The organism is Thauera sp. 28 (genome assembly GCF_000310145.2).
In the GTDB taxonomy this organism is placed as follows: domain Bacteria; phylum Pseudomonadota; class Gammaproteobacteria; order Burkholderiales; family Rhodocyclaceae; genus Thauera; species Thauera mechernichensis.
On sequence record NZ_AMXA01000009.1, the window covers coordinates 26,332 to 46,156 of the forward strand.

16 protein-coding genes and 1 tRNA gene are annotated in these 19,825 nt (G+C 67.0%); 4 read left to right on the top strand and 13 right to left on the bottom strand.

The window, feature by feature from the left end; genetic code table 11:
- The 4 genes from C662_RS08720 to C662_RS08735 all read right to left on the bottom strand — a co-directional run bounded on the left by C662_RS08720 (position 1) and on the right by C662_RS08735 (position 4,949).
- The gene (locus C662_RS08720; RefSeq protein WP_002927546.1) at positions 1 to 2,223 is read right to left on the bottom strand and encodes a TonB-dependent receptor plug domain-containing protein; all 2,223 of its coding nucleotides are present in this window, start codon (positions 2,221 to 2,223) and stop codon (positions 1 to 3) included.
- A 251-nt stretch (positions 2,224 to 2,474) separates the two neighbouring features.
- Positions 2,475 to 2,551 (bottom strand) — tRNA-Pro (locus tag C662_RS08725).
- A gap of 38 nt (positions 2,552 to 2,589) precedes the next feature.
- Positions 2,590 to 3,558 (bottom strand): octaprenyl diphosphate synthase, encoded by a 969-nt coding sequence (gene ispB / locus C662_RS08730; RefSeq protein ID WP_002927547.1) that lies wholly within the window; start codon positions 3,556 to 3,558, stop codon positions 2,590 to 2,592.
- A gap of 131 nt (positions 3,559 to 3,689) precedes the next feature.
- Complete coding sequence (locus C662_RS08735) at positions 3,690 to 4,949, bottom strand: extracellular solute-binding protein (RefSeq protein ID WP_002927548.1); 1,260 nt, start codon at positions 4,947 to 4,949, stop codon at positions 3,690 to 3,692.
- Positions 4,950 to 5,137: 188 nt separating this feature from the next.
- Here C662_RS08735 and C662_RS08740 point away from each other — a divergent pair, with 188 nt between their 5' ends.
- Positions 5,138 to 5,554 carry a hypothetical protein gene (locus C662_RS08740; RefSeq protein WP_002927549.1) on the top strand — a complete coding sequence of 139 codons (417 nt, stop codon included), beginning with the start codon at positions 5,138 to 5,140 and terminating at the stop codon, positions 5,552 to 5,554.
- A 38-nt stretch (positions 5,555 to 5,592) separates the two neighbouring features.
- On the opposite strand, the gene C662_RS08745 is transcribed toward C662_RS08740, so the two are convergent.
- Complete coding sequence (locus tag C662_RS08745) at positions 5,593 to 6,630, bottom strand: aldo/keto reductase (protein WP_002927550.1); 1,038 nt, start codon at positions 6,628 to 6,630, stop codon at positions 5,593 to 5,595.
- Positions 6,631 to 6,808: 178 nt separating this feature from the next.
- On the opposite strand from C662_RS08745, the gene rlmM reads away from it, so the two are divergent.
- From rlmM to C662_RS08760, 3 genes are all read left to right on the top strand, one after another.
- Positions 6,809 to 7,903, top strand: coding sequence for a 23S rRNA (cytidine(2498)-2'-O)-methyltransferase RlmM (rlmM, locus tag C662_RS08750; RefSeq protein WP_002927551.1), 1,095 nt, complete (start codon positions 6,809 to 6,811; stop codon positions 7,901 to 7,903).
- A gap of 217 nt (positions 7,904 to 8,120) precedes the next feature.
- Positions 8,121 to 9,614 carry a DEAD/DEAH box helicase gene (locus C662_RS08755; protein WP_002927552.1) on the top strand — a complete coding sequence of 498 codons (1,494 nt, stop codon included), beginning with the start codon at positions 8,121 to 8,123 and terminating at the stop codon, positions 9,612 to 9,614.
- Positions 9,615 to 9,714: 100 nt separating this feature from the next.
- Entirely contained in the window at positions 9,715 to 11,523 is a 1,809-nt protein-coding gene (locus tag C662_RS08760) for a putative bifunctional diguanylate cyclase/phosphodiesterase (RefSeq protein WP_002927556.1), read from the top strand.
- On the opposite strand, the gene C662_RS08765 is transcribed toward C662_RS08760, so the two are convergent.
- From C662_RS08765 to C662_RS08800, 8 genes are all read right to left on the bottom strand, one after another.
- Positions 11,517 to 11,879: a hypothetical protein gene (locus tag C662_RS08765; RefSeq protein ID WP_002927559.1), complete on the bottom strand. Its 363-nt coding sequence runs from the start codon at positions 11,877 to 11,879 to the stop codon at positions 11,517 to 11,519. The two genes, C662_RS08760 and C662_RS08765, sit on opposite strands and share 7 nt — an antisense overlap.
- Before the next feature lie 93 nt (positions 11,880 to 11,972).
- Positions 11,973 to 13,352 (bottom strand): NAD(P)(+) transhydrogenase (Re/Si-specific) subunit beta, encoded by a 1,380-nt coding sequence (locus C662_RS08770; protein WP_002927565.1) that lies wholly within the window; start codon positions 13,350 to 13,352, stop codon positions 11,973 to 11,975.
- Complete coding sequence (locus C662_RS08775) at positions 13,349 to 13,651, bottom strand: NAD(P) transhydrogenase subunit alpha (RefSeq protein ID WP_002927570.1); 303 nt, start codon at positions 13,649 to 13,651, stop codon at positions 13,349 to 13,351. Before C662_RS08775 ends, C662_RS08770 begins: the two co-directional genes overlap by 4 nt.
- Before the next feature lie 12 nt (positions 13,652 to 13,663).
- Positions 13,664 to 14,788 (bottom strand): NAD(P) transhydrogenase subunit alpha, encoded by a 1,125-nt coding sequence (locus C662_RS08780; protein WP_002927572.1) that lies wholly within the window; start codon positions 14,786 to 14,788, stop codon positions 13,664 to 13,666.
- 210 nt (positions 14,789 to 14,998) lie between these two features.
- Positions 14,999 to 15,775, bottom strand: coding sequence for a PP2C family protein-serine/threonine phosphatase (locus C662_RS08785; RefSeq protein ID WP_002927575.1), 777 nt, complete (start codon positions 15,773 to 15,775; stop codon positions 14,999 to 15,001).
- 122 nt (positions 15,776 to 15,897) lie between these two features.
- Positions 15,898 to 17,154 carry a glycolate oxidase subunit GlcF gene (gene glcF, locus C662_RS08790; RefSeq protein ID WP_002927578.1) on the bottom strand — a complete coding sequence of 419 codons (1,257 nt, stop codon included), beginning with the start codon at positions 17,152 to 17,154 and terminating at the stop codon, positions 15,898 to 15,900.
- A gap of 3 nt (positions 17,155 to 17,157) precedes the next feature.
- Positions 17,158 to 18,228: a glycolate oxidase subunit GlcE gene (gene glcE, locus C662_RS08795; RefSeq protein WP_002927581.1), complete on the bottom strand. Its 1,071-nt coding sequence runs from the start codon at positions 18,226 to 18,228 to the stop codon at positions 17,158 to 17,160.
- A 65-nt stretch (positions 18,229 to 18,293) separates the two neighbouring features.
- A complete protein-coding gene (locus C662_RS08800) occupies positions 18,294 to 19,805 on the bottom strand; it encodes an FAD-linked oxidase C-terminal domain-containing protein (protein ID WP_002927589.1) in 1,512 nt (503 codons plus the stop codon).
- Positions 19,806 to 19,825 lie beyond the last annotated feature (20 nt).

The following is a 19,825-nucleotide window of genomic DNA, read 5'->3' on the forward strand; positions in this document are numbered from 1 at the left end:
CTAGAAGCGGTACTCGAGCGTGGCCATCCAGGACCGGGGCGGCTGCGGCATGCTCACGAAGGTCGTACTGGCCGAACCATGGGCTGCGCCATAGCGGCGATCGAACACGTTGTCCACGTCGAGCCAGAGACTGGCCCGACCGTCGAGCAGTTGATGCCATCCGACATGCAGGCTGGCGACCACATAGCCGTCGGTCCTGATGCGATCGCCCTCGCGCAGCGGGTTGTTGCGACCGGTGCTGGTGTCATCGACCCAGCGCAGGCGCGGCGTGATCGTCAACCGGTCGCGATGGCGGAAAGTCGCTCCGAGCTTGACCTTGCGCGGGGCAACATAGCTCAGCTCGCGTCGCGGCCCGCCATCGGTCTCGCGGATGTGGCCATCCACCCAGCTGAAGCTGCCCCAGAGCTCGCCGTCCCAGTCAGCGCCGAGGCCGAAGCGCCAGTGTGCGATCCAGTCGATGCCGTGATGCACCTCCTCTCCAGCATTGCCTTTGACGGTCGTGTCGCTCAGCACTGCACCATCGATGAACTGCGTCGGCACGGCCTGCTTCTGCGTCACCACGAGGTTGCGGATGCGGCTGTGATAGACGTTGGTGACCAGGTTGAGATCGGGACGCACGCGCCAGTCCCAGGTCACGCTGTACGTGCGCGCAACTTCGGGCTCGATGCTGTCATTGGGTACGCGGAAACCAACACCAATATAGCGCCCCTCTGCATCCCGGGCGCCCGTAAATGAGCCGAAGGTACCGAGCGACTCCTCGGGCGACGGCGCCCGGAATGCCTCGCCAGCCAGCGCCTTGAAGATGTGACGCTCATTGGCCCGCCACACCACGCCCAGGCGAGGATTCACGCTGCTGCCGTAAGCGGAATGATCGTCGTAGCGCACACCGACCATCGTCGTCCAGGCGTCGTTCCAGTCAGACTGGATCTGGGCGTAACCGTGAGCGTTGTGGTAGCGCGCTTCACCGATGCGGATGCGCAGATCGGTATTCGGGTAGACCAGCCCCTGCTCCTCAGCTCCCCGGCCGCGGTCGTAGGGACGCGGCAGGTCTGGCGTCATAAGCGCACGATAATCGTTGTAGCCGACTCCGGCCTGGACACCATGGCGCTCGGAAACCTGCCAATCGATTGTCTGCTCGATGCCGGTACGGCGCGAACGCGCATACACGTAGCCCTTGTCCATGAAGCCGGTGTAGATATTGACGTACTTCGAGCGCGGATCGATCTCCTGCTCCGAATGGTCGATCAACATTTCGGCCCGGATGTCGGGCGCAGGCTGAAAGCGCAAGCGGGCATGCGTCGTCTCGCTCAGGGTATCCCAGCGCGCATCGCGGAGGAAGAGCGCAGTATCGGGCCGGTCCCCCGTACTGGTGAGTTGACGGAAGAAATTGCGGTAATGGCCCACCGAGAGCGTGTCGCCGACATCGACCCGTGCGAACACACTGTGACTCGAAATATCGCCCGCGTAGCCCTCGCGCTCTGCAGCCGGGGTGACCAGCGCCCCACCGAACGCCCTGGCATCCTTGCGCGCGAACTCCGCGGGGTAGTACTTGTCGAGCGGCGCCCTGTCGCTGGACTGGCGATGCCCCCCTACCGTCAGGGCAAGCTGGTCGCCGGCCCGTGCCGAGGCAAGGAAACTCGCCTCCTTGCTGTCGAAGCGCCCTGCGCCCACCAACACCCAGCTTGCCGAGGCGTCTGCCGGACGGTCCGTGATGATGTTGATCACACCTGCCACTGCGTCCGCACCGTAGAGCGCCGCCGCAGGCCCGTACAGGACCTCCACCTGACGTGCCTGGTAGAGGGCGAAATTCTCCGCCACGGGGATCTTGCCGCCGGCAGGATGATCGATGCGCACACCATCGAGCATGATCAGCAGCTTGTTATTGCTGTTGTAGCCCTGCACGCTGAAGTTGTTGAAGGTCGACGACTTGGTGCCGCGCATGAAGTCCACGCCAGGCAAGTCTTCGAGCAGGTCGGCAAGGTTGCGATAGCGGCGCTCGCGAATCTGCGCGCGCGTGATCACCATGATGTGCGCTGGCGTGTGATCGCGCGCCTCGCTTCGCCGCGAGGCGGTGACCACCGGCGTATTGATCAGCTCTTCGAGCGAAAGCGGGAGCAGGCGGACGACCGCCGCTTCGACTGCGAGCGCCGACGCGCCCGGGACGAGCGCACAGGCAAGTGCCGCAGCGAGCCTGGCAAAAGCGGGATTGGGGCGTGAGGACATGAACGCATCTATGAAGGCTTTATGGAATGATAAAGCCCGAGCGTGAAGCGGTGTGTGCATGAGCGCCCGACCGGCCGAAAACGGAGTACGAACGGTCGGCGCCGCCCGACGTCTGCGCGCGCGGGCCAGGCCAAGCGTCTGTCCGACGCCTCGCGCGAGTCGATAACTGGGGCAGCCGAAACCACAAGAATGGCCGCCAGAAATAAAAAGCGCCCAAGTGACTGAATCACTTGGGCGCTTTCGGGAATACTTGGTCGGGGAAAGAGGATTCGAACCTCCGGCCCCTGCGTCCCGAACGCAGTGCTCTACCAGGCTGAGCTATTCCCCGACACTTTCACTCGCTGCCTTGCGAAGCCCACTAATATATCAGTGATTTCGCCTAACTGCAAAGTCCGATAATTGTAGCAGCGCATCCTTGAAAATGGAAGGGGGAAGAGTCGATATTGCGTCTATGGCCAGTTGCGCCTCTGCCGCAGCGTGACGACGCGTCTCTTCCAGCGCACAGGTGTCCTTGATTGCCGCCAGCACGGCAGCAAAGTCATCGCGACCGCCATTCTCGATCGCACTGCGGACCAGCGCGGCCTGCTCGGGACTGCCCTTCTGCATGACGTGAATGAGCGGCAGGGTCGGCTTGCCCTCGGCGAGATCGTCGCCCAGATGCTTGCCGGTGTCGACTTCGTCGGCCGAGTAGTCGAGCACATCGTCGATGAGCTGGAAAGCCGTTCCCAGATGCATGCCAAAGGCGGCAAGACGTTCCTCGAGGGCGCTGTCGGCGCCCCCCAGGATGCCGCCGAGGCGCGCAGCAGCTTCGAACAGTTTGGCGGTCTTGTAGCGGATCACGCGCAGATAATCGTCGATGACGACATCTGCGTTGTTACAGTTCAGGAGCTGCAACACCTCGCCTTCGGCAATCACGTTGGTCGCATCGGCCAGCACGCGCATCACGCGCATGTTGTCCACCCCGACCATCATCTGAAAGGCGCGCGAGTAGAGGAAGTCGCCCACAAGCACCGAGGCCGCATTGCCGAACATCGCATTGGCCGTCTTGTTGCCACGCCGCAGGTCGGACTCGTCGACAACGTCATCATGCAGCAAGGTCGCGGTATGAATGAACTCAACCACCGCAGCAAGCTCATGGTGCTGCGTGCCCTTGTAACCCATGGCGCCCGCGGTGAACAGGACCAGTGCCGGACGCAAGCGCTTGCCGCCGCTGTGGATGATGTACTCCGCCACCTGACGGATCAGGACGACATCGGAGTAGAGACGATCGCGAATGACGGCGTCGACTGCCTGCATGTCGGCGGCGATCGGCGCGAATAGCTGCTTGACGGACAAGGCGGACACGCTCGCGAAAAAAGCGGGATGTTAGGCGCCGCGCGCGCGCGGCGTCAAGCCGACCAGCCGGGAGCGAAACCTGCTTCCGGCTGGTCGCAAGTGCCCGTACCCGCAGGCAATATCCACAAGCGCTACTGGCCGCCCTGCGCCCGCATGACGGCGTTATCGAGCGCCTCCTTGGCGGCCTTCTCGTCCGCCCACACACCGGCCAGTTCCTCGTCGAGGATACGACGCACCTTGCTGCGCTCGACCGCAGGCTGAGCGGAAGACTGCGGCGTTGCCGGCTTGTTGGTGAGCTGCTCGACCGCAACGCGGACGTTGTCGAGGTCATCACCGAGCAGTTCGCTCGTCGACGCCAGCAGGCCGGCACGATTGAGCGGCAGATAGCCCGTCTCGCGCTGCCACGCGACCTGGTTCTCAGGCTGCAGCCAGAAGGCCACGAAGCGTGCGACCGCCTTGTATTCGGTCGGCTTCTTGCCCGCCGAGACCCACAGAGCAGGGCCGTCGGCAACGGTGTTCTGCGGCGCACCGGGGAAGTCGTCGTAATACGGCAGACGGACGACACCGACATCGACCTGACCACTGCGCCGGAAGTCCACCCAGCTTGCCGAGGGGGCGGCAATCACCGCGCAGTCGCCACTGGCAAAGCGGCGCTCGGACTCTGCCTGCTGATCGAACACATGCAGATAGCGGGCACGCGTCCAGCTCGCCATCATCGCCACATGCTTGACCTGGAACATGCCGTTGAAACTGGGCACGACGCGCTTGTCACGCATTGCGGCCACGGGCTCGTTGTGCCACGCACTGAGATTCTCCACCATCACCCGGCCCGGCTCCGACACGGTGTAGGGGCAGGCATGGCCGGCATCGGCCAGGCGCCCCAGTGTCTCCTGAAGGTCGAACCAGGTGGAGATGGCCGTCGTCTCGGGGTTCATGCCAGCGCGCCGCAAGGCATCACGGTTGAGGAAGAGCACCGGCGTGGACAGTCCGATCGGCAAGGCCAGCAGACGCCCCTGGGCATCGACAGGCGTACGCGTCATCATCGCCGGCGGGCGCACGGCCTGCAGCGCCACGCCGCTCTCGCGCATGAGCGCATGCAAGGGCTTGAAGCGCGGCTTGCCGGAGACGAACTCCTCCTCGTCATCGCCTTCGAGAATCATCATGTGCGGATTGCCGGCACGCCAATCGACGTCGCTGAGCACGACCCGCACGTCCTTGGACTGGGCATTGAAGCGCTCGACCAGGTCGGCCAGCGCGCCGACCCGGCTCTCGGGCAGGCGATGATGAAGCTCCACTTGCAGAGGGGCCGCGGCCTGCGCCGGAAGCGCGCACGCGAAGGTGACGAAAAGGCTGGCGGCCAGAGGGCCGAATGAACCACGAAAACGCTTCATATACATATACTTGACACACAGGACGAGAAGCCCGGACCGACGGCCCGCAAGCACGCGGATTATAGTGTTGCCAGCGCGTCAAGCGGGTGCCCCCGGATGTAACATGCGGGGCCGGCATCAAGTATCCGACGCGCCTGCCGATAAGCACTCAACGCCCTACCCTGCAGCCCACTCCGATCGCCCCGACCATGCACCGTCGCACCCTGCCCAAGCTCCTGCCCACCCTTGCGCTGCTCGCGTTGCTGCCGCTTGCGACGGGATGCGATCAGATCGCCGAACTGCTCGAACTGCCCAACCCGGAGCGCGATGCGGCACGGATGGAAGCGGAAGGACGCGCCATTGGCAGTGGCTGCCGACATTCCGGCCGCTCACTGGAGGACTGCTACACACTCAACCCGTCGGCCGACAAGGCCGCGGTGTTTGCCGGCTGGCGCGACATGAACGACTACATGCTGGAACGCAAGCTCGAGGTCGTGCCGGCCCAACTCACCCAGCTCCCGACCCTGCCAGGCACGCCCGCGGCAACCGATCCGTCCGCAGCCACGGCATCCCCGGCGGCAGGCAGCCCCGCTCAGCCCCCCGCACAGGCACCGGCCACGCGCTGAGGCCGCTGGACGCAGGCACGCGTCTCGCGGCTCGACACTCAGGGCGCAGGACTGCCATGCACCGCATGCAGTGTCTCGACCTTGGCCAGCACCTCCGGCGGCAGGGCGAGATCCCAGGCGGCAACGTTCTCCTGCAGCTGTGACAGGGTAGTGGCGCCGATGATGGTGCTGGTGACGCACCAGCGCGTGTAGACGAAGGCGAGCGCGAGCTGGGTCAGGCTCAAGCCGTATTCGCCCGCCAGGCGGGCATAGGCCTGCACGGCGCCGCCCACGCCGGGCTTTGCATAACGTGCGCCGAAGCTCTCGAACAGGGTCAAGCGTCCGCGTGCCGCCGGATCCTGGAGGTACTTGCCGGACAAGTGACCGAACGCCAGCGGCGAGTATGCGAGCAAGCCCACCCGTTCCCGGAAGCCAATCTCGCTGAGTCCGAACTCATACGTGCGATTGAGCAGACTGTAGGCGTTCTGCAAGCTCACCACGCGCGGCAGATCGAACTCACGCGCATGGCGCAGGAACTCCATCACCCCCCACGGCGACTCGTTCGACAGGCCAACCTGGCGCACCTTGCCCTCCGCGACCAGCTCGGCGAGCACCTCGAGCTGGCTGCGGATGGGCGTGCTCTCACGCTCGCGCGCCGGATCGAACAAGCCCTGCCCGAACAGAGGCTGATTGCGCGCGGGCCAATGCAGCTGATAGAGGTCGATATAGTCCGTGCGCAGGCGACGCAGACTCCCCTCCACCGCTGCGCGGATGTTCGCGCGATCAAGTGCGAGCGGGCCGCCGCGGATCCAGTCCACGCTGCGCGCCGGCCCAGCCACCTTGGTCGCGATCACCAGCTTTTCGCGCGCCTGGCGTGCCAGCCAGCTGCCGACGATCGATTCGCTTGCACCGCTGGTTTCGGCGCGCGCCGGCACCGGATACATCTCGGCCACATCGATGAAGTTGATCCCGTGCGCCACGGCATAGTCGAGCTGCTCATGCGCCTCGGCCTCGCTGTTCTGCTCGCCGAAGGTCATCGTACCCAGGCAGATCGCCGACACCCGCGTTCCATTGTCGCCCAAGGGCCGGTAAACCATCTCGCGCATCTTCATGTTCTCCTGTCGTTTCCAAACCCGTTGCTACACGACCAAAGGCGGCGGGCTCGCCACCGAGGCCGCGGCGGCTTATCATCGGGATCTCGGCCCACGCTGCGCCCCGCCCCGGCATGCAAGCTTCGGGCCCCATCATACTTCAGCGCCTGCGCGCCCTCGCCCAATGAACCAGCACACCCCCGCCGCCGGCCTGCTCTGCGCCGGCCTCATCGGCTATTGCCGCGCCGGCTTCGAAAAGGAGCTGGCAGCCGAGCTAGACGACCTCGCCGCCGAGGCCGGACTCATCGGCTACGTGCGCGCCGAGCCCAATTCCGGTTTCGTCGTATACGAAACCTTCGAGCCGACGCCGCTCGGCAACTTCGGTAACGCTACCGACTGGCAACGCGCCACCTTCGCCCGTCAGCTGCTGCCCTGGTTTGCACGCGTCGAAGGCCTGCCCGAGCGCGACCGCGCCACCCCGATCGTCGATGCGGTCAAGGCCTCGGGCCAGCGTTTCTCCGGCGTCATGCTGGAAACCCCGGACACCGACGAGGCCAAGCAGCGCTCCGGCTTCTGCAAGCGTTTTACCGAACCGCTCGCCAAGGCCCTCGAGAAGGCCGGCTGCCTGCGCACCAGCCGCGCCGGCCTGCCGGTGCTCCATGTGCTGTTCTCGGACGCCACCACCGCCTGGCTCGGTGCCGGCCAGCCCGGCCAGTGCTCGACCTGGCCGATGGGCATCCCGCGCCTGCGCATGCCCTCGAGCGCCCCCAGCCGCTCGACCATGAAGCTGGCCGAAGCATTCATGGTGCTGCTCGACGACAACGAGCGCGACAACATGCTGCGCGCCGGCCAGCGCGCGGTAGACCTGGGCGCCGCCCCTGGGGGCTGGACCTGGCAACTCGTACAGCGCGGGCTGCGCGTCACCGCCATCGACAACGGGCCGCTGCGCGACACCGTGATGGCAACCGAGATGGTCGAGCACCTGCGTGCCGACGGCTTTACCTGGCGCCCGCACCGACCTGTGGACTGGCTGGTGTGCGACATGGTCGAGCAGCCCAGCCGCATCGCCTCACTGATGGCGGAGTGGGTCGCCACCGGCCGCTGCCGCTACGCCGTCTTCAACCTCAAGCTGCCGATGAAGCGCCGCGTCGAGGCCGTCGAACAGTGCCGCGAGCTCATCCGCAAGCGGCTCAACAGCGTCGGCCCGTTCGATCTGCGCATCAAGCACCTCTACCACGACCGCGAGGAAGTCACCGCCTTCCTGATGCTGAGGAAATAGGCGGCGGCGGGCCCGGGATGAAGCAAGGCTCAGGGCTTGCGCCGCGCCTGCTGCGGGGGATGCGCGCAGCGGGTCGTCGCTGGCGATCATCCAATAACCCTCGGCGCGAAGCCCCTGTGCGGTAAACGATTTTTCGCGCCGTGTATAATCCGGCCTTTACCAATCCGGCAGTCGCGCGCACCTTTGCAGCGGGGCTGCACTCTCCGCAAAGGCGCCCATGAGTTTCGCCGATCTCGGCCTCATTCCCGAACTGCTGCAAGCCGTCACCGACGCCGGCTACAACGAACCCACGCCCATCCAGCGCCAGGCCATCCCGATCGTGATCGCTGGCCACGACGTCATGGGCGGCGCCCAGACGGGAACCGGCAAGACGGCCGGCTTCACCCTGCCGCTGCTGCACCGCATCGCCCGCCACGCCAACACCAGCACATCGCCTGCCCGCCACCAGACGCGCGCGCTCATCCTCGCCCCGACCCGCGAGCTGGCGATGCAGGTCTACGAATCGGTCAAGACCTACAGCAAGCATCTGCCGCTGCGCTCGGTGTGCGTCTATGGCGGCGTCGACATCCGCCCTCAGCAGGCCGAGCTGCGCCGTGGCATCGAGGTCGTCATCGCCACCCCGGGGCGACTCCTCGACCATATCGAACAGAAGTCGATCAACCTCTCGCAGGTCGAGGTGCTGGTGCTCGACGAAGCCGACCGCATGCTGGACATGGGCTTCATCCCCGACATCAAGCGCATCCTCTCCCTGCTGCCCGCGCAACGGCAGAGCCTGCTGTTCTCGGCCACCTTCTCGGACGAGATCAAGAAGCTCGCCGACCAGATGCTGAAGAACCCGCAGCTGATCGAGGTCGCGCGCCGCAACATGGTTTCCGAGACCATCACCCACGTGGTGCACCCGGTGTCCTCGGGCATGAAGCGCAACCTGCTCGCCCACCTTCTGCGCCACAAGCCCGACACCCAGGCGTTGGTCTTCGTCGACACCAAGCTGGTGTGCGGCCGCCTGGCCCACTATCTCGAGCGCGCCGGCATCTCGGCCGACGCCATCCACGGCGACAAGGGCCAGCAGCAGCGTACCGAGACCCTGGAAGCCTTCAAGTCGGGCAAGCTGCGCGTGCTGGTCGCCACCGACGTCGCCGCACGTGGCATCGACATCGACGAGTTGCCCTTCGTCATCAACTTCGAGCTCCCGCATACCGCCGAGGACTACGTGCACCGCATCGGCCGCACCGGCCGCGCTGGCCACCACGGCTATGCGATCTCCCTGGTGAGCTCGGAAGAAAAGCACTGGCTGGCCGAGATCGAGAAGCTGATCAAGTTCCAGATCCCGCAGGAGATCGTACCCGGCTTCGATCCCGACCCGGACTTCCATGAGGCGGGCTCACGCGGCCAACGCGGCCGACGCAGCGCGGCGGGCACGCGCCCCGACGACGAAGCTGCGCGCACACCTGCCAGCTCGCGCACGCCGGACAAGCGCCGGGATGGCGACCGCGAACGCGGGCGCGACGACACGCGCCAACAGGCTCGACGCGGACGCTCGACGGTCGCCGCCGACGGCTTCGACTTCAGCAAGCCTTACGAACCCGCCAGCGGCGTCAACACCGGCGTCAGCGACGCGGCGCCCGCACTCACGCCGTCGCCCCAAACCGACCCGCTGCGTCGGCCGAAACGGCCGATCGCGGTGCTCCTGGGCGGCTTGGGCAAAAAATAGCCCCCACAGCGCGGCCTTTTCCGGTCACGGCTCGGACACAGCATCAAGTATCCTGCAGGTCGTGCCGTAAAGGCAGGAAACCTCAACGCTGAAGCCGCCCGTGAATCCATCTGGACGCCCCCCGGGCACGCCCCCCAAACCGGGCCTGCCCACTACGACCGAAGGTTTCGTTCCCGACCTCTCGGAGGGCGCCGAGACCGGCGTCTACCTTGCCCTGCTCGAGTTGCTCGACGAAGGCCTCGTCATTACCGGCGATGAGGTCGTGCTCGATGCCAACAGCGCCGCCTGCACCCTGCTGGGGCGAGACTATCGCCAGGTTGCAGGCCGCCCGCTCGCCGAACTGTTTCCCAGTGAAGAGGCCTTCCTGGCCGCACGCGCACGCGTGCTCATCCAGGGCGAAAAGCGCGGCACGCTCGCCTTCGCGCTGCCCGGCGGTGGCGAGCGCGTTCTCGAGTTCATCGCGGCCCCCCGGCTGCGACCGGGCATCCACGCCATCATCCTGAGCGCGCCCGCGCAGCCCGGCGCAGCCGTGGAATCCAGGAGCCGCAAGGCGATACAGCCAACACGCAGTGCCTCTGCGGCAAGCGAAGGCAGCGCCGACTTCCGGGCCATGTACCTGGCCTGCCACGACCTGCTCACCGGCCTGCCCAATCGACGCCTGCTCGAAGCGCGCTTCGACGACAGCGCCGCCCGCGTGCGGGCCCAGCACGGCACCATGGCGCTGGTGCGCATCGACATCGACGGCTTCAAGGCCGTCAACCGTGCACACGGCGACCATATCGGCGATGCCGCCCTGCAGCATCTCGCACATCGCCTGAAGGAAGCGGCAGGACAGACGGCGATCGTCGCACGCGAGCGCAGCGACAGCTTCCTGGTACTGCTCCCCGAGATCGACCTGCCGAGCCAGGCAGCGCGCGTTGCCAGCGCACTGGTCGCCAGCGTCGCACAGCCCCTGCTCGTTGGCGTCTGCAGTCTCGCACTCACCGCCAGCGCCGGGGTCGCGCTCTTCCCGCAGGACGGGCGCGACCTCGACACCCTGCTCCGCCACTCCAGGCTTGCCCTGCAGCAAGCACGCCGACTGGGCGGCAACAACCATCAGCATTACGACGTCCTCGCCGACGACCCAGGATTCGATGACGCCTACCTGGAGAGCGGACTGCGCGATGCGCTCGAGCAGCATCAGTTGCTGCTGCACTTCCAGCCCCTGGTCGATGCACGTACCGGCATCGTCCAGGCAGGCGAAGCCCTGCTGCGCTGGCAGCACCCCGAACTCGGCCTGCTGCCCTTCCGACGCTTCATCGGCGCGATCGGCGACCCGGTCCTGCTCGCTCGCCTGGGCGACTGGGTCCTGCGTACGGCTTGCCGACTGGCCCATGACTGGCCAGCGGTCGCGGGGGGCAGGCCGCCGCGCCTCACGGTGAACGTCGGTCTCGAGCAATTGATCCACGGCGACTTCGCCGAACGCGTTGCGGTGACCTTGCGCGCAACCGGCCTGTCCGCCGATCGGCTCGAACTCGATCTCGACGAGAAGATCCTGGAAGAACAGGGCTCCGAGCTGAGCGCAACCCTGGACCGCCTGAGCGAGATCGGTATCCGCCTTGCAGTTGATGACTTCGGGCGCGGCCTGTCTTCGATACCCCGTTTGCGCCGCTACCCGGTGAAGGCCCTGAAACTGGACCCCGCCCTCGTCCGCGGCGTAGGCAAGGACGAAGATAGCGAGGCCGTCGTCGAGGCCGTGGGCAGCCTGGCGACCACGCTCGGGCTCGAGATCTACGCCCGCGGCGTCGAAGACCCTGGACAGCAAGCCTTCCTCTGCGCCCTCGGCTGCCAACTGCAGCAGGGCCCGCTGTTCGGCCGCCCGCTCCGCGCAGAAGAGTTCGCCGCTTTCCTGGCCAGCGCCGCTCAGTAGTCGAGCAGCGTGGTGCAGGTTTCCTCGCGCCCGGTGAGCTGACTGAAGCGCTGCAAGCGAGCACGCACGAATTCGTCTGACACGCGGCGATCGGCGCAGTAATCCCGCAGCCGCATGGCGTGCGCCACGTTCTGCATGCGCGCCACCGTGTCGGCCAGCGCCGGGAATGGGTAGCCCGCGGTGCTGCGCCACTCGGGCGGCTCGCGCCCGTTGGCGCCTTGATTCGCTGTTTCTGCCCCCTCCGGAGTCCCATCGACGGCAGCGTCATCGATGCCGGCAGCACCGTCGGCCTGGGCATGTACCTGCCCAGCGGCAAGCATCAGAATCATCGACATCAACAGAGGCAAGAAACGCATCGGGCCGCTCCCGGGAACACATGGTTCCGGTAACGGCCCGATGCCAGTCAGACTTGAGCACCCCGCCGCAAACTGACGGCGGGGCAGAACGCGTCAGACCTCCAGCGCCTTCACGTGCTGGATCACTTCACCGATGGCTTCCTGCGCGCTGCCGTAGAGCATGCGGCAGTTGTCCTTGTAGAACAGCGCATTCTCGATACCCGAGTAGCCGGCACCCTTGCCGCGTTTGACCACGATGACGTTCTGCGCCATGTCGGCATTCAGGATCGGCATGCCGTAGATCGGGCTCGACTTGTCGGTGCGCGCCACCGGGTTCACCACGTCGTTGGCGCCGATCACCAGCGCCACGTCCGCCTGCGCGAAGTCGGCGTTGATCTCGTCGAGGTCGAAGATCTTGTCGTAGGGCACGCCGGCCTCGGCCAGCAGCACGTTCATGTGGCCCGGCATGCGGCCCGCGACCGGATGGATCGCGAACACCACCTCGACGCCGCCCTCCTCGAGCAGCTGCGCCATCTCCCACACCTTGTGCTGGGCGCCGGCCACCGCCATGCCGTAGCCCGGCACGATGATGACCTTCTGGCCGTAGCGCATCAGTGCTGCCGCGTCCATCGACGACAGTTCGCGCATTGTGCCCTCGACCGCCTCGCCGCCTTCGGCCGCCGCACCGGTGAGCGGGGTGAAGATGATGTTCCTGATCGGGCGGTTCATCGCCTTGGCCATGAGCTGGGTGAGCAGCATGCCCGAGGCGCCGACCACGATACCGGCCACGATCAGCGCCGGGTTGCCGATCACGAAGCCCTTGAAGCCCACCGCCAGGCCGGTGAAGGCGTTCAGCAGCGAGATCACCACCGGCATGTCGGCGCCGCCGATCGGCATCACCAGCACCACGCCGAGCGCCAGCGCGAGTACGAAGAACAGGAAGATCTCGAAACCGCCAGGCGAATCGGAGTAGGCCACGGTCAGGCCCACGCCGAAGGTCAGCAAGGTCAGGAAGAAGTTCACGTTGTTCTGCTGCGGCAGGCGGATCGCCTTGTTCATCAGGCCTTGCAGCTTGGCAAAGGCCACGCACGAGCCGGAGAAGGCGACCGCACCGATGATCGCGCCCAGGGCGAGCAGCGTCGAGGTGATGGCGTCATGCTGCACACCACGCACCAGCTCGATCGCGGCGATGCCCGCCGCCGCGCCGCCGCCCATGCCGTTGTAGATGGCGACCATCTGCGGCATGTCGGTCATCTTGACGATCTTGCCGCTGTACCAGGCGGCACCGCCGCCGAGCACGATCGCCAGCACCATCAGGCCAACGTTGTTAAGGCCGGGCATGAAGAAGGTCACCACGGTCGCGCCGACCATGGCGAAGCCCGCCCACACGATGCCCTTGCGCGCCGTCACCGGCGAGGCCATGGCCTTGAGGCCGAGGATGAAGACCACGGCGACGATGAAGTACGCCATGCTCACGAACCAGTTCGACGTCATTGCTCACCCCCCTTGCGGCCGCCGGCCTTGAACATGCCGAGCATGCGTTCGGTGACGATGTAGCCACCGGCGGCATTGGCCGCACCGAGGAACACGGCGAAGAAGCCGATCACCAGTTGCACCGGGTCTTCCGGGTCGGCGTGACCGAGCGCGACCATGGCGCCGATCAGCACGACACCGTGCACGAAGTTGGACCCCGACATCAGCGGGGTATGCAGGATCACCGGCACGCGCGAAATCACCTCGTATCCGGTGAACGCGGCCAGCGCGAAGATGTACAGCGCGGTAAAGCCATCCATGGCGTGTCCTCCTTACAGGCCGAGCGCGGCCTTGACGCCGGCGTGGCGAAGCTCGCCCGCATGCGTCAGGCAGCTGCCTGAGAGCACCTCGTCCTGCCAGTCGAGCGCGAGTGCGCCGTCCTTGACGAAGGGCGAAATGAAATTGAACAGATTCTTGGCGATCATCTCGGACGCATGCACCGGCATGCGGCTGGCGATGTTGGTCGGACCGATCACGAGCACGTCGTTGATCCACACCTTCTCGCCGGCGACCGTGCCCTCGACGTTGCCGCCGGTCTCGGCCGCCATGTCGACGACCACGGCGCCCGGCTTCATGCGCGCGATCATGTCGGCGGTGATGATCTTGGGTGCTTTCTTGCCCGGGATCGCCGCGGTGGTGATGAGTGCGTCGCACTGCGCCACGGCCTTGGCCAGGCGTTCGGCCTGCTTGGCCTTTTCCTCGTCGGTGAGCTCGCGCGCATAACCGCCCGTACCCGCAGCCGACACGCCGGTGTCGACGAACTTGGCGCCGAGCGACTCGATCTGTTCGCGCGTCTCGGGACGCACGTCATAGGCCTCGACCATGGCGCCGATGCGGCGCGCAGTGGCGATCGCCTGCAGACCGGCCACGCCAGCGCCGATCACCAGTACCTTGGCCGGGCGGATGGAGCCGGCGGCGTAGGTCAGCATGGGGAAGAACTTGGGCGAGTGGTCAGCGGCGATCAGCGCACACTCGTAGCCGGCGACCGCCCCCTGGCTCGACAGGATGTCCATGCTCTGCGCGCGCGAGATGCGCGGCAGCAGCTCGAGCGCGAACGCGCTGATCTGGCCGTCGATGAGCTGTTGCGCACGCTCGGCGCTCGCCCACGGCTGCAGCATGCCGCACAGCACGCTGCCCGGCTTCATGGCGCCGATGATGGCGGCCGGCGGGGCCTGCACGCACAGCACCACGTCGGCCGCGGCGGCAACCGCTTCTGCGCTATCGACGAAGCTCACATCGGCAAAATCGGTATCGCGGAAGTGCGCGGCCTTGCCCGCCTCCTTCTGCATCACCACCTGGGCGCCAAGGCCCTGATACTTCTTGACCACATCCGGCACGACGGACAGGCGTCGCTCGCCGGGATGGGTCTCCGCTAGCACTCCGATGACCAGAGGCATGGGCGTAGTCCTCCCTGTAGAACAGTATGAAATTGCAATCGAAAGACGCGTCGGCCGCCCTATTGTTGATCTCTCCCTGCCCCGCGCTCAAGGCGCATGGGGCCGACACGAAAGCCATATTAACGGCATTCGCGGCCTATGCAATCATCCAAATGCACCAGAAGGGGGAGCGGGCCCCGCGCTCGCAGCGCGCCAAGGCCCTGCAATGGGTCAGCGCAGCGGCGGCAGCGCGCTCTTGGGCGCGGCAGGAACGAGCTTGATGATGGCAAGCGAGATGTTGTCGCCGCTGCCGCAGGCGCGCTGGCGCGCAAGCGCGATCAGGCGCTCCGCCGCCGCCCGCGGCGCCAGCTCCTGCAGTGTCGAAGCGAGCTCGGTATCGCTGAAGTAGGCCCACAGACCATCGGAGCACAACAGGAAACAGTCGCCGGCAACGGGTGCCTCTTCGCTGCCGTACTCGATGCGCGGTTCGCGCTCGCTGCCAAGGCAGGCGAGCAGCACGTTGCGCTGAGGATGGTTGAGGGCGCCGGCTTCGTCCAGGCGCCCCTTGCGCTGCAGCTCGCCCACCAGCGAGTGGTCTGCGCTGCGCGACACCGTGCGTACGCCGCGGAAATGGTAGATGCGCGAGTCACCGCAGTGCGCCCAGTACGCCTTGCCTTGCTGGAGCATGAAGACAACGGCTGTGCTGTGCGGATCCTGCTCGCTGGTGAAGCGGGTGAGCTTGATGACCGTGTGCGCCTCGTCGATCACGCTGCCGAGCAGGTGCTGGGGGGTTTCGTGCAGGGGTGCGTAGGCCTCGAAGTTCTGCCGTGCGCGCAACAGCACCTGCTCGGCGGCCATGGCACCACCGCTGTGCCCCCCCATGCCGTCGGCGAGCACGGCCATCATCATGCCGGGCCTGGTCGGATGCCCGAAAAGGCCCACGCGGTCCTGTTGTTCCTTGCGGTCGCCCGTGTGCATGGCGACGCAGGTCTCGGCGGTGAATGACATCGAAGAAGAAGCAGCCCAAGGCTTGGTGACGAAGCATCATAGCAAGGGCGCCGGCAGGGCGGCAGAGGCGGCACGCGGTCAACCAGACCGGGCGACCTGCGGCGGCGTGATTTATTTCACGCTCAGCCGCCAACGCCTGGCTCACGCCCGGCCAGGCAATCGTCGACAAGCTCGACCCAGTGCCGCACCGGCGTCCCGGTCCCGCCCTGAAGGTGGGATATGCAGCCGATGTTGGCCGAAGCGATCAGCCCCGCACCGCCTGCCTGCAGGGCATCGAGCTTGTCGTCGCGCAAACGCGTCGACAGCTCGGGCTGAAGCAGGGAATAGGTGCCCGCCGAACCGCAGCACAGGTGAGCGTCACGCACGGGAGTCAGCTCGAAACCGGCCGACGCCAGCAAGCGCTCCACGGTGCCACGGATGCGCTGCCCATGCTGCAGCGTGCAGGGCGCATGCCAGGCCAGGCGACGCCGCGGCAGCGCGCGCGCGCCGAGCGCAGCAACAAGCGCATCGGCCTCGGCGGCCACGACCTCGGCGATGTCGCGCGTCAGCTCGCTCACCCGCGCGGCCTTGTCGGCATATGCGGGATCGTGCTGCAGCAGATGCCCATAGTCGCGCACCTGGACCCCGCAGCCGGAAGCGGTCATCACGATGGCTTCGATCGCGCCGGACTCGATGGCAGGCCACCAGGCGTCGATGTTGCGTCGCGCATCGTCGCGCGCGCCCTCCTGGTCATGGAGGTGGAAGCGCACCGCGCCGCAGCAGCCGGCGCCTGGCGCCTCGGACATCGATACCCCCACGGCGTCGAGCACGCGCGCCGCCGCCGCGTTGATGGAAGGCGCCATCGAGGGCTGCGCACACCCCGCCAGCGCGAGCACCCGCCGAGCGTGGCGGGCCGCCGGCCATGCCCCCGCCGGGCGCGGCACCATGACCTTGGCCTTGAGCGTGGCCGGCAGCAGTCCGCGCATCGCCTGGCCAAGCTTCATCGCCGCGCCGAACAGACGCGGACGCGGCACGAACTCGCGCAGCACCCAGCGCGTCATCGCCGCGCCGCCGCGCTGCGGCACGCGCTCGTTGACCATGTGGCGGCCGATGTCGAGCAAGCGGCTGTAATGCACGCCCGACGGACAGGTGGACTCACAGGATCGGCAAGTGAGGCAGCGGTCGAGGTGCAGGCGGGTCTTCTCCGTGACCTCAGCCCCTTCGAGCATCTGCTTGATCAGGTAGATGCGCCCGCGCGGTCCGTCGAGCTCGTCGCCGAGCAATTGATAGGTCGGACAGGTCGCGGTGCAGAAACCGCAATGCACACACTTGCGCAGGATCTCCTCGGCCTCGGCACCCTCGGGGGTGCCGCGCACGAAATCGGCGAGTTGGGTCTGCATGCTTCAGAACTCCGCGTAAAGACGGCCGGGGTTGAGGATGCCGGCAGGATCGAAGGCCTTCTTGAGGCGATGGTGCAAGGTCGCGACGGACGCGGCGAGCGGATGAAACACCGCGCCGCGGCGATCGCCACCACGGAAACAGGTGGCATGGCCACCCACGGCCGCAGCACGGGCGCGCACGACTGCGGCATCGGCCGGCCCTGCCAGCCAGCGCAGACCGCCACCCCACTCCATCACCTGACGCCCGGGCAGGCCGAGCGCGGGCGCCGTGGTCGGCACGGCCAGGCGCCACAAGGACTCGCCCGGCGCCAACGCGAACGCTTCGTGGGCGTGCTCGCGCACCGACTGCCACAGCACGGCGGCCGTTGCATCGTCGATGCGCTCGCCACCCAGGCGCGCACAGGCAGCGCGCACGGCGGCATCCGCCCCCGACAGGCGCAGGTGCAGCACACCGGCCTGCCAGAGCGTGGCCGACACCGGCAGGGGCTGTCCGCCCCACGCATTCATGCGCTCGATCGCCCCAGCCTCGTCCATCTCGAAACGCAGCGTCGCCTCGGCTACCGGCCGCGGCAGCACCTTCAGTGAGACTTCGAGCACGATGCCGAGGGTGCCGAGGCTGCCGGCAACGAGCCGCGACACGTCATAGCCGGCGACGTTCTTCATCACCTGGCCGCCAAAGGAAAGCAGTTCGCCACGACCATCGAGCATCTTCACGCCGAGGACGAAATCGCGCACTGCGCCCTGGCTCATGCGCCGCGGCCCCGCCAGCCCCGCCGCCACACAGCCGGCGACCGTCGCGGCTGGACCGAAGTGGGGCGGCTCGAAGGCGAGGAACTGGTTCTGCGCCGCGAGCAGCGCCTCGAGCTCGGCCAGCGGCGTACCGCCGCGCACGGTCACCACCAGTTCGGTCGGCTCGTAGGCCACCACGCCGGTGTTGGCGCGCAGCTCGAATACGTCGCCGCCTGCCTCGCGTCCGTAGAAATCCTTGCTGCCGCCGCCACGCAGGCACAGCGGCGTGCCCGCCGCAGCCGCCGCCCGCACGCGCTCGCGCCACAGCGCTTCGATTGCCGTCATTGCCATCTTGTCCTGCTGCCCCCTCGTTGATTGTCGCCCTGCGTCCACCACGCCCCTGCTCCGGCTCAGAACCGCGGCAGATCCGGGTAGGGCACGTGATCACGGCTCACCCGCATGCGGCCGTACTCGGCACAGCGGTTGAGGGTCGGGATCGCCTTGCCGGGGTTGAGCAGGCCGGGTGGGTCGAACGCGGCCTTGACGCGAAAGAACTGGCGCACCTCGGCGGTGGTGAACTGCGAGCACATCTGGTTGATCTTCTCCAGCCCGACGCCATGCTCGCCGGTGATGGTGCCGCCCAGCGCCACCGACAGCTCGAGGATCTCGGCGCCGAAGGCTTCCGCGCGCTCGAATTCGTCCGCCTGGTTGGCATCGAACAGAATCAGCGGGTGGAGGTTGCCGTCGCCGGCATGGAACACGTTCATGCAGCGCAGGCCATAGCGCCCCTCCATCGCCTGGATCGCGGTCAGCATCTCGCCCAGGCGCTTTCTCGGAATGGTGCCGTCCATGCAGTAGTAGTCGGGCGAGAGTCGCCCCGCCGCCGGAAAAGCCGCCTTGCGCCCGGCCCAGAAGCGCAGGCGCTCGGCCTCGTCACGCGACACGCGGATCTCGGTGGCACCACTGCCCTCGAGCACCGCGCGCACGCGCTCGATCTCTTCTGCGACTTCCTCCGGCGTGCCGTCGGCCTCGCACAGCAGGATCGCCTTGGCGTCGAGCGGATAACCCGCACGCACGAATTCCTCGACCGCGGCGGTCGCGGGCTGGTCCATCATCTCGAGGCCTGCCGGGATGATGCCGGCAGCGATGATGCGCGCGACCGCCTCGCCCGCGCGCACGACATCGTCGAAGGCCGCGAGCACGCACTGGGCAAGCTGAGGCTTGGGCACCAGCTTGACGGTGACCTCGGTCACCACCACCAGCATGCCCTCGGAGCCCGTCGCCAGGGCGAGCAGGTCGTAGCCCGCAGAATCCGGCGCATGGCTGCCGATCTCGACGATCTCGCCCTCGATGGTCACGCCGCGCACACGCAGCAGGTTATGCACCGTGAGACCGTACTTGAGGCAGTGCACTCCGCCCGCATTCTCGGCGACGTTGCCGCCGATGGTGCACGCGATCTGCGACGACGGGTCGGGCGCGTAATACAGCCCGTGCGGCGCAGCCGCCTCGGAGATGGCAAGGTTGCGCACCCCCGGCTGAACGACGGCAGTGCGTGCCAGCGGGTCGAGAGCGAGGATGCGGTTGAAGCGCGCCAGCGACAGCAGCACGCCCCGGGTATGCGGCAGCGCACCGCCCGACAGTCCGGTGCCTGCGCCACGCGCTACCACCGGCACGTCCAGTTCATGGCAGATGCGCAGCACCTCGACCACCTGCGCTTCGGTCGTCGGCAGCGCGACCACCAGCGGCAGCGCGCGATACGCGGCCAGGCCGTCGCATTCGTAAGGACGCAGGTCCTCGGTCTCGTACATCAGCGTGTTCGGAGGCAATACGCGGCTCAGCGCTTCCACGACGCGTGCCTTGTCGACGCTTGAGAAATCGCGTTCGGCTTCTCCGAACGGCAGCACATCGGCTTCTGGGTTCATCATCGAGAGTCCTCGCGACA